The sequence below is a fragment of the Sorangium sp. So ce145 genome (assembly GCF_051525985.1).
Classification (GTDB): domain Bacteria; phylum Myxococcota_A; class Polyangia; order Polyangiales; family Polyangiaceae; genus Sorangium; species Sorangium cellulosum_B.
Window position 1 is genome coordinate 12643179 of the sequence record NZ_CP150315.1, and the last position, 14189, is coordinate 12657367.

The 14189-nt window shown below is 71.3% G+C and carries 14 protein-coding genes; 3 read left to right on the plus strand and 11 right to left on the minus strand.

Translation table 11 applies throughout. From position 1 onward, the window contains the following. Positions 1–6: 6 nt before the first annotated feature. The 7 genes from WMF34_RS47085 to WMF34_RS47115 all read right to left on the minus strand — a co-directional run bounded on the left by WMF34_RS47085 (position 7) and on the right by WMF34_RS47115 (position 5760). Positions 7–306, minus strand: a complete 300-nt coding sequence (locus WMF34_RS47085) for a hypothetical protein (protein WP_437991918.1) — start codon at positions 304–306, stop codon at positions 7–9. 41 nt (positions 307–347) lie between these two features. Further along, the gene (gspC, locus tag WMF34_RS47090; RefSeq protein ID WP_437991919.1) at positions 348–1331 is read right to left on the minus strand and encodes a type II secretion system protein GspC; all 984 of its coding nucleotides are present in this window, start codon (positions 1329–1331) and stop codon (positions 348–350) included. Positions 1332–1536: 205 nt separating this feature from the next. Then, complete coding sequence (locus WMF34_RS47095; protein ID WP_012241830.1) at positions 1537–2943, minus strand: sigma-54-dependent transcriptional regulator; 1407 nt, start codon at positions 2941–2943, stop codon at positions 1537–1539. 131 nt (positions 2944–3074) lie between these two features. Next, a complete protein-coding gene (locus tag WMF34_RS47100; protein WP_437991920.1) occupies positions 3075–3641 on the minus strand; it encodes an isochorismatase family protein in 567 nt (188 codons plus the stop codon). Positions 3642–3646: 5 nt separating this feature from the next. Further along, on the minus strand, positions 3647–4090 hold the full coding sequence (locus WMF34_RS47105) for a hypothetical protein (RefSeq protein WP_012241832.1): 444 nt from the start codon (positions 4088–4090) through the stop codon (positions 3647–3649). A gap of 14 nt (positions 4091–4104) precedes the next feature. Further along, positions 4105–4488: a (2Fe-2S) ferredoxin domain-containing protein gene (locus WMF34_RS47110; RefSeq protein ID WP_012241833.1), complete on the minus strand. Its 384-nt coding sequence runs from the start codon at positions 4486–4488 to the stop codon at positions 4105–4107. A gap of 636 nt (positions 4489–5124) precedes the next feature. Next, positions 5125–5760, minus strand: coding sequence for a hypothetical protein (locus WMF34_RS47115; protein WP_437991921.1), 636 nt, complete (start codon positions 5758–5760; stop codon positions 5125–5127). A gap of 129 nt (positions 5761–5889) precedes the next feature. On the opposite strand from WMF34_RS47115, the gene WMF34_RS47120 reads away from it, so the two are divergent. Continuing rightward, positions 5890–6585, plus strand: a complete 696-nt coding sequence (locus WMF34_RS47120) for a TetR/AcrR family transcriptional regulator (protein ID WP_157907403.1) — start codon at positions 5890–5892, stop codon at positions 6583–6585. Positions 6586–6613: 28 nt separating this feature from the next. Here WMF34_RS47120 and hisN read toward each other — a convergent pair whose 3' ends face one another. The 3 genes from hisN to WMF34_RS47135 form a co-directional block, all read right to left on the minus strand. Beyond that, positions 6614–7411: a histidinol-phosphatase gene (gene hisN, locus WMF34_RS47125; protein ID WP_012241836.1), complete on the minus strand. Its 798-nt coding sequence runs from the start codon at positions 7409–7411 to the stop codon at positions 6614–6616. A gap of 107 nt (positions 7412–7518) precedes the next feature. Continuing rightward, positions 7519–8517, minus strand: a complete 999-nt coding sequence (locus WMF34_RS47130) for an alpha/beta hydrolase (protein ID WP_437991922.1) — start codon at positions 8515–8517, stop codon at positions 7519–7521. Positions 8518–8640: 123 nt separating this feature from the next. After that, positions 8641–9663, minus strand: coding sequence for a hypothetical protein (locus WMF34_RS47135; RefSeq protein WP_231864619.1), 1023 nt, complete (start codon positions 9661–9663; stop codon positions 8641–8643). A gap of 460 nt (positions 9664–10123) precedes the next feature. On the opposite strand from WMF34_RS47135, the gene htpG reads away from it, so the two are divergent. Beyond that, positions 10124–12112 (plus strand): molecular chaperone HtpG, encoded by a 1989-nt coding sequence (gene htpG / locus WMF34_RS47140; protein ID WP_437991923.1) that lies wholly within the window; start codon positions 10124–10126, stop codon positions 12110–12112. Positions 12113–12204: 92 nt separating this feature from the next. After that, positions 12205–13227, plus strand: a complete 1023-nt coding sequence (locus tag WMF34_RS47145; protein ID WP_012241840.1) for a hypothetical protein — start codon at positions 12205–12207, stop codon at positions 13225–13227. A gap of 59 nt (positions 13228–13286) precedes the next feature. Here the strand turns inward: WMF34_RS47145 and WMF34_RS47150 are convergent, their stop codons facing one another. After that, positions 13287–14147 (minus strand): tetratricopeptide repeat protein, encoded by an 861-nt coding sequence (locus tag WMF34_RS47150; RefSeq protein ID WP_012241841.1) that lies wholly within the window; start codon positions 14145–14147, stop codon positions 13287–13289. Positions 14148–14189: the final 42 nt, after the last annotated feature.

Sequence of the window (14189 nt, forward strand, 5' to 3'; positions counted from 1 at the left end):
CGCCGCTCAGTCAGCGTTCTGCGCGCTTTCGCGCGCGGCCGGCGAGGAGGGCCGCGGCCGCTTCGAGCGGGAGGTCTTGCCCAGGGCGGTCTTGCCCGCGCCGGCGGAGGCCTCGCTGTCGGCCTCCTCCGTCGCGTCCGTCGCGGACTCTTTGTCGTGGGGCGGCAGGACGGCCTTGGCGATCGACACGAGGACGAGGCTCATGACCCCGACGAACGTGAGCGAGCCGAGGACGAACGTGCCGATCACCATCAGCGTCCGCCGGAGCAGGCTCCCCTCGTTCAGCGTCCCTATCCATCGCGCCATGCCGCTACCCTGCTTTCGTCCCTGGATTCAGTCCGGAGCGCTCACTTGATGTTGAAGTCGATGTTCATCGGCTTGCCCTTGCGGTTGATGCTCACCGTGAGCCGGTCCGCCGTCCGGAGCCGCGCGTAGGCCTCGAGGGCCTTTTGCGGATCGCTCATCTCAAACCCGTTGATGCTGGACAGCCGATCTCCGTTCTCCAGCCCGAGCGTCCCCAGCAGAGAGTCCGGGCGAATCCCGAAGAGACGGATGCCCACCACCTTGTCTCCCTCCTTCTCGGGGACGATACGCGCGGAGCGCATCAGCTCGCCCTGGTTCTCCAGGATGTGGTCGACGGCGCTGCGCTCCACGTTGAACTCGTTCTCGCTCACGCGCTGGATCTTCGAGGCGATCTCCGGCGGGATCTTCTTGCCGCCGCGGGCGGCGGGCTTCGACGCCGCGCTCGTCGACGTCGTCGCGGGCGCCGGCGCCGGCGTGGCGCTGGCGCGGGCGACGGCGCGGCTGCCGCCCACGATGGCCTGGCACCGCGAGCTGCCGGACGTCAGCCAGACCCGATCCCACCCCACGTAGTAAACGGTCTGCCCGCTGATCTCATCCCCTTGCCGGCGCAAGATCGCCTTGCCGTCCGAGCCGGCCATGGCCGCGAACGACCACGCGGGATCGTCGGCCTGCGTGATGAGCAGGACGCGGGCGCCGTCGCAGGAGGGGTCCGCGTACGGGTCCTTGTTGGGCAGCTCGTGCGGGACGCTCGGGATCTCGACGGGCTTGCCGTCGAGCGGCCCCGTCACCGAGTCGAACGGGTTGCGCGAGAGGATCGCCGCGGCGCTCGTCGTGTGGTCCGTGTTGCTCGCGGTCGATCCGAACGACGCCGGGCGCGTCGGAGGGCGCGGCGGCGCCGGCGGGGCGTCGATGGCGACGCTGGAGACCACGAGCTGACCCATGCCCGACGCCTGGAAGTAGGCGGCGAGCGCGATCAGCGCGCCCAGCACCCAGGGAAAATACCGCTTCAGGATCGCGTCGATGCCCATGCGCCCATCCTCCTCTAGGCGAGTTTCATGCCAGCGGTCAATCGCCGGTGGTTTCCCGCGTCTTCACGAAATTTCGGGAGCTGTCCCGCCAAGGTGACGCACCCCAGCCGCGTCGGACGGCCTTCGTTGCCAAAGTGACAAATGAATTTTCGCGGGGCGCCGGCGCACGGGAGCGCGCCGTGTCCGCGGGACGGCGCGCGCGGCGTCACTCCAGCTCGCCGAGCTTTCGGTAGATGGTGCGCGTGGAGATGCCGAGCAACTGCGCGGCCACGGATTTGTCCCCGCGGGCGTGGCGGAGCGTCTCGCGGATGAGCCTGCGCTCGACCTCGTCGAGGGGCGTGCCGACCGAGAAGGTGAGCGAGCTCGGCTCGGCGGGGGCGGCCTCGCGGATGAAGTCGGGCAGGTCGTCGACGGAGAGCTGGTCGCCGCGGCAGAGGACCACGGCGCGCTCGATGACGTTCTCGAGCTCGCGGACGTTGCCCGGCCACGTGTAGTCGGTCAGGCGCGCGAGCACGTCGCGCGGCGCCTCCAGGCGGGGGCGGTTGTTCTTCGTGCAGTAGACGCCGAGGAAGTGGTCGACGAGGAGCGGGATGTCCTCGCGGCGGGTCCGGAGCGGGGGCGCCGTGATCGCGATCACGTTGAGCCGGTAGAACAGGTCCTCGCGGAAGCGGCCGGCGGCGACCTCGGCGCGCAGGTCCTTGTTGGTGGCCGCGACCAGGCGCACGTCGGCGCGCACCGTGTCGCCGCCGACGGGCTCGTACTCGCCCTCCTGCAGCACGCGGAGGAGCTTCACCTGAACGGCGGGCGAGAGCTCGCCGATCTCGTCGAGGAACAGCGTGCCGCCGGCCGCCTTGGCGAAGCGGCCGTCGCGCTTCGCGAGGGCGCCGGTGAACGCGCCGCGCTCGTGGCCGAAGAGCTCGGCCTCGAGGATGGTCTCCGGGATGGCCGCGCAGTTGACCGCGACGAACGGCCCCCGCGATCGCGCGCTGCGCTCGTGGATGAAGCGCGCGAGCAGCTCCTTGCCGGTGCCGCTCTCCCCGAGCACGAGCACCGTGGCGCTCGAGGGCGCCGCCTGGGTCGCGATGTCGAGCACGCGGCGGAGCGTCGGGCTCGATCCGACGATCTCGCGCTTCGTGAGCAGCTTGATCTCCTGCCGGAGCGAGCGGTTCTCGGCGACGAGCGACTGGCGCTCGGCCGCCTTGCGCACGCTCTTGATGATCGTCATCCGCTTGAGCGGCTTCTCCACGAAGTCGTAGGCGCCCTCGCGCATGGCCTGGACCGCGGTCTCGACGGTCCCGTAGGCGGTCATCATCACGACCTCGGTGTCGGGCGCGAGCTGCTTCAGCGCGCGGAGCAGCTCGAGGCCGCTGACGCCCGGCATCATCAGGTCGGTCAGGACGACCTCGACGCGGCGGCTGCGCACGATCTCCAGCGCCGCCTTCGCGCTGTCCGCGGTGATGACGCGCATGCCGTCGCGCTGGAAGATCTTCTCGATGGAGGCGACGTTCGACGGCTCGTCGTCGACCACGAGGACCGTCGGCGCGCCGGGCGGCGGCGCAGCGGGGCCAGCGGGCGGCGCGCTCGGGGGGACTTGTGCCAGATCGTCAGCCATGCGCCACTGTGTCACAGGCGCCAGCGGCGTGTCCAGGAGAGCACGGGTCTGACAAAGTCCGATCCGGCGCCTGACAAACTGACACGCCGACCTGGGCCGCGCGCGCCGCCCGGCGAAGACCGCGGGACCGGTCAGCGGATGAGCTTCGACAGCTGCTTGAAGTCGTCCGTCCCGGCGATCCTGAGCCAGTCGAAGACGACGGTCTCCGCGGTGGTGATGGTGGCGCCTGCGGCGCGGCAGAGATCGAGGCCGGCGAGCCGGTGGTCGTCGCGCCGGGAGGCGACGCCGTCGAGCGGCACCTGGACGAGGACGCCGCGCGCGGCGAGGTCGCGCACGGTCTGGAAGACGCAGACGTGCGCCTCCACGCCGACGACGATGGCGGCGCGGGGCGCGCGCCCGGTCGACGTGCGCAAGGCGCGCTCGAACTCGGCGGAGCCGCAGGCGGAGAACTCCATCTTGGGGAGGACGGGCGCGCCCGCCTGGGCGAGCCGCTCGGCGATGGGCGCGACGGTCGGGCCGAGGCCCGCGGGGTACTGCTCGGTGGCGATGACCGCCGCGCCGAGCCGCCGCGCCGCCTCGATCAGCACCGTGGCCGCGCGGGTGAGCGCGTCCATCTGGGGCGCCGGCATCGCGCCGGCGAGCTTCTCCTGGACGTCGACGACGATGACCGCGCTGTCTGCGGGCTCGATCCTTTGCATGGTGGCTACCTCGTGGCGCGGAAGCTCCTCAGGAACCGGAGCAGGTCGCTCCGCAGGTCGAAGCGGAGGAGCGCCTCGCCGATCAGCGCGCCGCCGTCGCCGACGAGGACGCCGGGCAAGACGGTCATCGACGTCATGAGATCGCCGGGGCGCACGGTCTTCCGGCCGGCGAACGCGCAGCGGCGGCCGTCGTTGGCGGTGAACTCGAAGGAGTAGGGCAGGGTGCCGGTGCGCACGACGTCGAGGCCGAGCCGCCCGGAGAGGTAGCGGTGGTCGGCGAAGCCCTCGGCGTCGATCTCGCCTTCGATCTCGACCTCGGGCTTGCGCAGGAAGTCGAGGAGGCCGCGCGAGCGCGCGCGGATCGTGAACGACATGGGCCGCTCGTCGGACGGCGAGTCGACCAGGTGGAAGCTCCCGGCCATGGTCTCGCAGAACTCGAAGCCGCGCATCACGCCTCCGCCCATCACGCCTGCGGGGGCGCGCCCCGGGGCGGCGCCGGCAGCGGCGGGGCGGCCGTCGCCTCCGTGAAGTCCTCGGGCGGGAGCACGAGCCGCTCGACGCGGCGGCCCGACGCGAGGGCGTCGACGATCTCCGGGACGTCGGCGGGGGTCACGCGGCCGTAGAAGTAGCCGTCCGGCTCCACGGCGATGACGGGGCCCGCCCAGCAGACGTCGAGGCAGCTCGCGGAGCAGGCGCGCGCCTCGACCTTCGCGAGGCCCCGCTCGGCGAGCGCGGCTTTGAGCTGCACGTGGATGCCCTCGGCGCCGCGCTGAGCGCAGGAGCCCTTGGGGACGCCGTCCGGGCGGCGGTTGACGCAGACGAAGAGGTAGCGCTTTCGCTGGGGCACGAGGCGGATCCTCGTGCGTCGCGGGGGCCAGGTCAAGCTGGGGGAGGGGAGGCGGGGGAGGGGCGGGGTGCGCCGGGGGGCGCGTCGAGCTTCGTCAGGGGGCGGGCCGGCGGCCGGACGGGCGCACAGAGGCTGTGCGCGAGGCATTCTTGGGCCCGGTGGCGTACCGTACTCGGAGTTGGTCGACGATGTTGGCGGTTCAGACTTCTTCGGAACCCCATTCGTAAAGGTTATCGAGACGGCGTCTCGACAGGAGTTCACCGTGCGACACCCCAGGGGTTGTGATGGCCACAGATGACTACAGCCTCATTCCAATGGTGGCAAGCCACCTTGGGTTGAGCCCAGTTTCAGCGCAGTGGAGAGGAATCGATGCGGTCCTCCCGATCTTGGAGCGCATGCGCAGCGACGGGGCGATCGTCCTCATCAAGCTTGATGGTGGCAGAGGTCCGTCCGATAACGGCCCGTATACTGTCCTTGCTTCCGGTGGGCCTCTCAAGGGCGATTTTGTTCGCGTGGATGTGTCATCGATTGAGCATGGTCTCGCAAAGGTGGTCGTGGAGTATGCGAGAAGGTGCTGGGGGTTCGTTGAGCCCTCGTGATCTGCTCGGGGGTTGAACGCCGGCAGGCTCCTCGCGCTCAGGCCCCCGCTTCCGCGGCGCCGCGCGCGCGGTGCCGGCGCAGCGCCAGGTTCACGATCCCGATCGGCGCCACGAAGAGCACGGTCGCGAACCCGAGGACGCCGACCACCATCCCCGCGAGGCTCGCGAGCGCGAGCCAGAGCACGTCGAGCGCCGCCGGCCTGGAACCGGTAGTAGAAGAGCGCTCATCGACGCGCATCTCCCTGCGCAGCTCGCCGACCTCCCGATCGAGCAGCTCCTCGAACGGGCGGCCGTACAGGCTCTCGCTGCGGCGGCCGCGGAAGAACGCGCGGACCGTCCGGCGCGGGGCCGAGAGCAGCCCCGCGAAGAGGCCGCCCAGGTTGAGCTGCCAGGCCGCCACGAAGCCCTTGCAGCCGGCGCCGAGCTCCCAGGCCGCGATCTCGAACTCGCCGATCGCGTTCGTGTCGTAGCCCGTCAGCACGTGGTGCAGGTCGTGGTAACGCACGGCGCGCACGCGCGCCCGGGTGTTCGGGAACGGGACGGGGAGCGGACCGAGCTTGAAGTCGACCCACGCGTCGCCGTACCCGCCGTCCGCGCCGAAGCGGTTCACCTCGAAGTAGAGCGCGCGCGCCTCCCGCATCGTGAGGCCTTCGTCGTAATGCACCAGAGCCATGGCACCACCCTCGTTCGATGACTTCAGTCACTGACCATGGTCATTCTTCGCGTTCGTTCTGTCAAGGAGAACGCCGCTGTAGATCGCCGCTTGACGGGGAGGCGTCCGCGGCAACAGATTGCCCGGTCGATGAGCAAGGTCATTCCAGGCGCGACGAAACGCCGGAAGCGAGCCGCGGCGCCGCGAGCTCCGGTCGCGTCCGCGCCGATCGCGCCGGCGCCCGAGCGCGGCGGGCGCGCCCAGCAGAAGCTCGATACCCGCCGGCGGATCCGGGACGCCGCGTGGGCGCTCTTCACGGAGCTCGGGTACGACGACACGACGACCAAGGCGGTGGCGGAGCGCGCGGAGGTCGCGACCGGGACGGTGTTCGTCCACGCGCGCGACAAGCCCGACCTGCTCATGATGGTGATGCACGACCGGCTCGCGGCCGCTGTCGACGCGGCGTTCGAGGCGCTGCCGCGCAAAGAGCCCCTGCTCGCTCAGCTGCTCCATGTGTTCCAGCGGCTGTTCGCGATGTACGGCGAGCAGCCGCTCGTGTCGCAGGCGTTCGTGAAGGCGTTTCCCGGCGCGTCGGGTCCGAACGGAGAGCGGCTGAACGCGCTCACGTTCGCGTTCCTGCACCGCATCGCGGGCCTCGTGCGCGACGCGCAGGCGCGCGGCGAGGTCGCGGGCGACATCGACCCGCTCGCCGCGGCGCACAACGTGTTCGCTCTCTACTTCGCGGCGCTCCTGTCCTGGCTCAGCGGCTTCGTGACGCTCGGCGCGGCGCTGGATCCCGTGCTGAAGAGCTCCCTCACCCTCCAGTTCCGAGGGCTCCGGGCGTGAGGCGCCGGCGCTCCGACGTCGGCGCGCGTCAGCGCGCGCCGTGCCGGGGATCGCCGGCGCGGAGCGCGGCGAGCACCTCGGCGTGGGTGCGCGGGTCGCCGGCGGCCACCACGTCACCGGCGCTCGCGGCGTCGAGCGGGCGCCCTTCCCAGTCCGTCATGACCCCTCCGGCGCCCGTGATCACCGGGACGAGCGCCGCGAAATCGTGGAGCTTGAGGCCGTACTCGACGACCACGTCGATGCTGCCGCTCGCCACGAGGCCATACTGGTAGCAATCCCCGCCGTAGCTCACGAGCTTGGCCCGGGACGCGACCTCCCCGAAGGCGCGGGCCTTCGCCGGCGGGAAGTACTGCGGGCCCGTCGTGGAGAGGCGCGCGAGCGGCAGCCCCGCGCACGCGCGGACGCGCGCCGGCGCGCCGTTCCAGAGCGTCGGGCGGCCCAGGACGCCGAGCCAGCGATCGCCGAGGACGGGCTGATCGATGACGCCGAGCACCGGCCGGCCCCGGTGCAGCAGCGCGATGAGCGTGCCGAAGAGCGGCTTGCCCGTGATGAACGCCTTCGTCCCGTCGATGGGATCGAGCACCCACACGAGCTCCGCCCCCTCGTTCTGGCGGCCGAACTCCTCTCCCACGATCCCATGGCCCGGGGCGTGCGCGGCGAGGAGCTCGCGTATCGCCGCCTCGGCCTCGCGGTCGGCGACCGTGACAGGGCTCGCGTCCGCCTTGTCGTCGGCCTCGATGCCCTTGCGAAAATAGCGCCGGATCACGGCGCCGCTGGCGTCCGCGAGCCGCTCTGCCAGCTCGACCAGGTCCTGGGAAGGGGTCATCGTCTCCTCCGTGGGCCCTCGAGGCGAGCCTCACGGCGCGATCCCCTACGCGCGCCGCCCGCTCACGGCAACCACCTCGCCTCGCAGCGCCCGGAGCGAGCTCCGCGTCAGGCCGCGTCGCCCACGCGGGCGCCCGGCGACAGGCTCGCTCGGAGATACGAGCCCAGCGTGTCCGCGCCCCGCGCGCCCTCCGGGTGGAAGTCGGCCAGCACCGGCCCGTTGTGGGGCATGTCCCGCAGCACGTCGAGCGTGACGTCGACGCCCGCCTCGCGGGCGCGCCGCGCGAGCTCCTGGCCCTCGTCGTGGAGGCGCTCGGCGTCGCCGACCTGGATGAACAGCGAGGCCAGCCCGGCGAGGCGCGCGTGGAGCGGTGAGAGCCGGGGATCGTCGAGCGGGGTCTCGCCCGCGAAATCGCGCGCCTGGCGCAAGAGACCCTCCCGGGTACCGTAATCGGTCGCGTCGTTCGCGCGCGCCGAGGCGCTGCTCGAGGTGAGGTCGAGCCAGGGAGAGATGAGCGCGGCGCAGCGCGCCTGCGCGCCGCGGTCGCGCAGCGCGAGCTGCGTGACGAGCGCGAGGTTGCCGCCCGCGGAGTCGCCGGCGAGCGCGATCTCCCCCGGCGCATGGCCGCGCTCGACCAGCGCGTCGACGGCCGCGAGCGCGTCCTCGAGCTGCGCGGGGTAGCGGTGCTCCGGCGCGAGCCGGTAGTCGATGCCCACGACGCGGGCGCCGCTCGCCAGCGCCAGCCGCGCCATGAGGTCCGCGTGCGTCTTCGTGGAGCCGTACAGGTACGAGCCGCCGTGGAGGTAGAGGACGACGCCGCGCGACGCCGCGCCCGGAGGCTCGAACCAGACCGCGGGGACGCCGTTCAACGTGTCGACCGTGCGCTTCACGCGCCGGACGGCCTTCTGGGAGTACGGGCGCGCGTCGAGCTCGGCCCTGACCTCCGGGTAGGGCCGGTCGAGGAGCTGGATGAAATCGCGCCGGAGAAAGCGGACCACGCACTCGAAGCCGAAGCCCCAGCTCGGGCGCGCGGGCCCCCGGCGGGCGCGTTCGGTCGTGGTCTCCACGAACGCGAGGCCGAACATCTTCATCAGGCGGAGCATCATGGCGGGCATCGTAGCGGACGCTCCCCGCGATCGCGGCGGCCTGTGCCCGCGCCGGTCCGAGCGCCGCGCCATCGCCCTCTCGGCGAGGTGCGCCGCGGCGCGCGTCAGCGCTCGCGGCGCGCGTCAGCGCTTCTTCCGAGGATCGCCCCGGAGGATGGGATACGCCATCAGCAGGCTCAGCCAGACCACCAGGAACTTCGGGTCGGTCAGGGTCTCGAACGGGATCTCGAAGCGCTCGTTCGCGGTCGCGGCCTCCACCTTGCGCTGCTGCGCCTGCGCCACCGCGGGGCTCACGACCTCGATCCGCCTCCCGCCGCTCACGGCGCCCGTGCCGCCGGCCGCGGGCATCTTCGGCAGCAGGGTCCCCTCGGCGATCGCCTTCTCCTCGGGCGTCCGCTCCGTCCTGAGATCCGGGTCGATGAGCACCGCCGCCGGCTCGAGCCCCTCGGGGTGCTCGGCGCCGCCCGGCTCCGCGGTCGCGACCCGCGCGTCGTCGTTCTCCGGTCGATCCACCGGGACGAAGCGCGGCGCGACCTCGCCGGGCTTCCGATCGCGGAGCTCGACGGTCACCAGGGTCGGGATGTACAGGCGCCGCGTCTCCTCGAGCGGGACCACGGTGTCCTTGGCGGAGGCCGGCGGCCCGCCCGCGAGCTCGGGCACCTTCGCGCGCGCCGCGTCGATCGCCGCCTGCTCCGCGGCCATCGCGGCCTTGCAGCTCGGAAGGGACGGATCGAAGTCGAGGCCCACGGCGCTGGCGCCCCCCTTCCTCCGCTCCTGGGGCGGCGTGCACTCCTCGTGGATGCGCTCCGCGGCGTCGTCGTCCTCCCGGTGCAGGAGCGCGAGCGGGAGCTCCTTGCGATCGTCGATGCCGTTCGCGACCTCCGGCCGGGCCACGAAGCGGTACCGCACGCGGAGCGCGAGGGTGCGGCGCCCCGCGGCATCGACGACGGTCACGGCCTCCTTGGCGAAGCTGTCCGTGGTCGCGCCCTGGACCTCGCGCCGGCTCACCATCACCCGGGACTTCCGCAGCCCCGTGAACACCGATCGCGTCTGCGTCCGCACGCGCTCGAGGATCTTGAAATCGCTCGTCCCGGTCGGGACGTAGACATAGCCGTCGAACTGGAGCACGGCAGGCGGACGCTTCACGTCCCGATCCGCCGTCTTGCCCCGATCGCCGCACCCCGCGAGCGCCAGCACCCCGGCCAGCACGCCGATTGCCGGGAGAACACGGAGTACTGCACGGAGAAGTGCTACCACAACAGATCTCCACGACGGCGAGGGTGCAACGCCGGTGAATCTAGCTCCGGCGACCTGATGAAGAAACCCTTACCCACTGGAAAAGCCGGGCAAGGATGCGGGGATCGCGCACAGCGACCTGAACGTGACGACCCGGCGCGCAGATCCCGACCTCGACGCAGGCTTCGCCCCGCGGCCTGGTGAGCCCCTCACCTCGGCAGGGGGCGCCGCGGCGGCGGGGCCGCGAGCTGGCCGCGGAGCGCGCCCGGAGCGAGGCGACACACCGCGGCGCGTCTTGGGGGCGCCCCGTGGCGCTCCGCGCGCGCCGGGGGATTGCCCTTTCGAAAATCGGATCCATTTGGTCGCCGACATGAACACGGAAAGCCCGAACCCCGAAACCAGCGGTTCCACGCCCTCTGCCGAGCCTTCGGGTGCGGCTCCGGGCCCGGAGACGCCCGCGTCGACCCCGTCCGAGGAGGCCAAGGCCGCCGGCGCGGTCGAGCTCCCCTTCCAGGCCGAGGTGCAGCAGGTCCTCGCGCTGGTCATCAACTCGCTCTACGCAAACCAGGAGGTCTTCCTCCGCGAGCTCATCTCGAACGCGTCGGACGCGCTCGACAAAGCCCGCTTCCTGGCCCTCACGCGCGAAGGCGTCGCTGAACAAGCCGGCGAGCCCGCGATCCTCATCACGCTCGACGACGCCGCCCGGACCCTCACCATCGAGGACAACGGCATCGGGATGACCCGGGACGAGGTGGTGCAGAACCTCGGCACCATCGCCCGCTCGGGGTCGCTGGAGTTCCTGAAGGCCAACGCCGAGGCCGCCAAGCAGAAGAAGGACGGCGGCAAGCTCCAGCTCATCGGCCAGTTCGGCGTCGGCTTCTACGCCGCGTTCATGGTCGCCTCGCGCGTCGACGTGCAGACCCGCTCCATGCTGCCGGGCGCGGAGCCCGTCCTGTGGCGCTCGTCCGGCGCGGGCTCCTTCACCGTGGCCCCCGGCGATCGCGAGCACCCGGGCACGAAGATCGTCCTCCACCTCAAGGACGACGCGCGCGAGTACACGAAGGTGTGGCGGATCAAGGAGATCATCCGCAAGTACTCGGATTTCGTTCATTTCCCCATCAAGGTGAACGACGAGGTCGCGAACCGCTCGGCCGCGCTCTGGACGCTGCCCAAGTCGCAGATCACCGAGGAGCAGCACGCGGAGTTCTTCCGGCACGTGACCGGCGGCTACGAGGGGGAGAAGCCGCTGCTCACCGTGCACCTGTCGATCGACGCGCCCGTGCAGTTCCACGCCCTGCTCTACGTGCCCGAGAAGGCGCCGGCGGACATGTTCCACAAGGACCGCAGGGGCGTGCGCCTCTACGCGAAGCGGGTCCTCATCGTCGAGGACTGCGACAAGCTGACGCCGATGTACCTGCGCTTCCTGCGCGGCGTCGTCGACTCCGAGGACCTCTCGCTGAACGTCTCTCGCGAGATGCTCCAGGAGAACCGCACGCTCTCCCAGATCGAGCAGCAGATCGTCAAGCAGGTGCTCAAGTCGCTCAGGGACCTCTCCGAGTCGGAGCCCGAGCGCTACGCGGCCTTCTGGAAGGAGTTCGGCCGGGTCATCAAGGAGGGGGTCACCAACGACTGGAAGAACAAGGACGCGATCGCCGAGCTCTGCCGGTTCGAGTCGATGAACACGGAGGCCGGCAAGGTCATCTCGCTCCGCGACTACGTGGCGAAGATGCCGGAGGCGCAGAAGGAGATCTATTACGTGACGGGGCTCGGCCGCCACGCGGTCGAGCAGAGCCCGCACCTCGAGGCGTTCCGGAAGCGCGGCTACGACGTGCTGTTCCTCGTGGATCCGGTCGACGAGTGGTTCGTGCAGTCGCTGAACGAGTTCGACAAGCGCCGCCTCAAGAGCGTGATGCACGGCGACGTCGACCTCGGCGCCGAGCCGGAGAAGAAGGACGAGCCGGAGGCGTCGGTGGACGCGGCCGTGGCGGCGGTCAAGGCGGCGCTGGGCGAGCGGGTGAAGGACGTGCGCGTCTCACGGCGCCTGACCGACAGCGCGAGCTGCCTCGTCGCCGCCGAGGGGGACCCAGGGGCGAACTTCGAGCGGATCATGAAGCTCATCGACCAGAATACCGGGGAATCCAAGCGGATCCTGGAGCTCAACCCGGGCCACCCGGTGGTGAAGAACCTCAACATCCTGGCGGGGCGCGAGCCCGGCTCGGAGCGGGTGAAGCAGTGGTCCGAGCTGCTCCTGGACCAGGCCCTCCTCGTCGAGGGCGTGGTCCAGGAGCCGGCGAAGCTCGTCCGGCGCATCCAGGACCTGCTCGCGCAGGTGAGCTCCGCCGCCGTAAGTCAAAGCTGAGCAGCGGGTGACCGCCGCTCGGCGGCGGTTCGGTGGTTCGGTTTTTTTGCCGGGGTCGAGCGCCGGTGATAGGCGCGGGACGAGGTCGCCAGATGTCCCGAATCGCAACGCCGGCGCTCGGCCGCCGGGCCTTTCTTCGTGCGCTCGGCGTGGCGGGCGGCGCCCTGGCCGCGCCGGGGCTCTGGGCGCCGGCGCCGGCGCTCGCCAGGGCGGCCTCCAGGGTGAGGGCCGTCGAGGCGTCGGACATCGGCGTGACGCTCAAGATCGAGCTGTCGAACGCGCCGTTTCCCTGCGACGGGGCGCCCTACCAGGACGCCACGGCGATGGTCTTCGTGCCGGCCCATTACCGCGCGCCGGAGAGCGATGAGCTCGACCTCGTGATCCACTTCCACGGCCACGTCACGACCGCGGAGCGGGCCATCGCGGCGCACAAGCTCCGCGAGCAGCTCCACGAGAGCAAGCAGAACGCGGTGCTCGTGGTGCCGCAGTGCGCGGTGAACGCGGCGGAGTCGCCCCCGGGCAAGCTGGGGCAGAAGGGCGGCCTCCGGCGGCTGTGCGGCGAGCTCGCGTCGGTGCTCGCGAGCCCCTCGGCGCGGCGGGCGCTCGGCGATCGCGCCATCCCGCGGAAGGCGAGGCTCGGGAGGCTCTGCCTGTCGGCGCACTCGGGCGGATACCGCGTCGCGGCCGCGTGCCTGCGCCACGGCGGCTGCGAGGTGAACGAGGTGTACCTGTTCGACGCGCTGTACGGCGAGGTCGACGCGTTCCGCGACTGGGTGCTCGAGCGGAAGGGCCGAACGGGGCGGGACAGGCACAAGCTCATCAGCCACTTCGTCGCGGGCGACGTGCGGCGGCTCAACCTCGAGCTCGAGCGCGCGCTCGAGGCGCAGGGCGTCGCCTGCCTGCACGAGCGCCGCCCGGGCGAGCTCACGCGCAAGCAGCTCCTGGACGGCCGCGCCATCTTCATCCAGGTCCCGCTCGCGCACAGCGCGGTGACCTTCGAGCAGAACGCGTTCCGCGACTGCCTGTTCGCGTCAGGCTTCCGCCGGCAGCTCCGATCCAGCTGGTTCAAGAAGAAGGACGAGCCGCGCCGGATCGACGTGCGGCGCGGGTCCTGACGTCGTCCCGCCGCCGCGGCGCCGCGTGAGGGGGCGCTGGCCGGTCGTGGCGGCGCGCGTCAGTGCCGGAGCGAGACGTCGGCCAGCGCGAGGCGCGCGTCGTTGATGTACGCGCTGTCCGGGAAGCGGCGGATGAACGACCGCAGCGTCGTCTTCGCGTCGTTCCAGGCCTGGATGTCGAGGAGGCACTCGGCGAGGAGGAAGGTCGCGTCATCCATGACCTCCCGATCGGGCGACGCCTCGGAGAGCGTCATGAGCAGCGGAATCGCGTCGCGCTGCCGGTTCAGCCTGCGGTAGGCGCGCGCCAGGTTGAGGCGGGCCGACGGGGTGTGCGACGCCGTCTCCTTCTGCCGGATGGCGTCCTCGAAGGCGACAGCGGCCTCGTGCCAGCGGCCCGTCCGCATGTGATCGAGGCCCGTCTGGTACGATTTGATCGAGAGCTCCGAGCGCGACTTGTCGACCGAGTCCGAGAAGAACGCGAGCTCGGCCCGGGTGAGCGGCGCCTTGCGCAGCGCCTCGAAGCCCTCGATCACCTCCTGTCGCCGCTCGGCACGGATGAGCTCGTAGAACGCCGCGGCGTCGCTCTCGGCCTTGGCGCGCGCGTCGCTCCGCTGCTGCATCTCCTTGAGATCCGCCTCGTGCTTCGCGATGCGGTCGCGCGCGCCCTTGGTCTCGGCCTGGACGGCGTCCACGCGTGCGTCCCAGGCGAGCTTGACCACGCCGATCACCACGATCACGAAGAGCAGGTTCGCGCTCGCGCTGTTCCAGAAGGCGCGCCGCTCGTACGCCATCTGGCGCTTGGAGATGCTCTTCAGATCCGCGGCGAGGGCGTTCGTGAGGTTGTTCGTCTTGATGATGAGCCCACGGGATTCCACGATCTCACGCTTGATCTCCCTGAGCTCGTCGTCGAAGTCGTGCATTTTCAGGTCCTGAAACCGTGGCCTGTGCAGGAGGCCGTGCTC

What these genes read in the sequence shown, in the direction of transcription:
- WMF34_RS47095 (WP_012241830.1), bottom strand. Translation starts at nt 2,943, where the DNA reads ATGGCTGACGATCTGGCACAAGTCCCCCCGAGCGCGCCGCCCGCTGGC.
- WMF34_RS47120 (WP_157907403.1), top strand. Translation starts at nt 5,890, where the DNA reads ATGAGCAAGGTCATTCCAGGCGCGACGAAACGCCGGAAGCGAGCCGCG.
- WMF34_RS47115 (WP_437991921.1), bottom strand. Translation starts at nt 5,760, where the DNA reads ATGGCTCTGGTGCATTACGACGAAGGCCTCACGATGCGGGAGGCGCGC.
- htpG (WP_437991923.1), top strand. Translation starts at nt 10,124, where the DNA reads ATGAACACGGAAAGCCCGAACCCCGAAACCAGCGGTTCCACGCCCTCT.
- WMF34_RS47145 (WP_012241840.1), top strand. Translation starts at nt 12,205, where the DNA reads ATGTCCCGAATCGCAACGCCGGCGCTCGGCCGCCGGGCCTTTCTTCGT.
- WMF34_RS47130 (WP_437991922.1), bottom strand. Translation starts at nt 8,517, where the DNA reads ATGATGCTCCGCCTGATGAAGATGTTCGGCCTCGCGTTCGTGGAGACC.
- gspC (WP_437991919.1), bottom strand. Translation starts at nt 1,331, where the DNA reads ATGGGCATCGACGCGATCCTGAAGCGGTATTTTCCCTGGGTGCTGGGC.
- WMF34_RS47150 (WP_012241841.1), bottom strand. Translation starts at nt 14,147, where the DNA reads ATGCACGACTTCGACGACGAGCTCAGGGAGATCAAGCGTGAGATCGTG.
- WMF34_RS47100 (WP_437991920.1), bottom strand. Translation starts at nt 3,641, where the DNA reads ATGCAAAGGATCGAGCCCGCAGACAGCGCGGTCATCGTCGTCGACGTC.
- hisN (WP_012241836.1), bottom strand. Translation starts at nt 7,411, where the DNA reads ATGACCCCTTCCCAGGACCTGGTCGAGCTGGCAGAGCGGCTCGCGGAC.
- WMF34_RS47085 (WP_437991918.1), bottom strand. Translation starts at nt 306, where the DNA reads ATGGCGCGATGGATAGGGACGCTGAACGAGGGGAGCCTGCTCCGGCGG.
- WMF34_RS47105 (WP_012241832.1), bottom strand. Translation starts at nt 4,090, where the DNA reads ATGCGCGGCTTCGAGTTCTGCGAGACCATGGCCGGGAGCTTCCACCTG.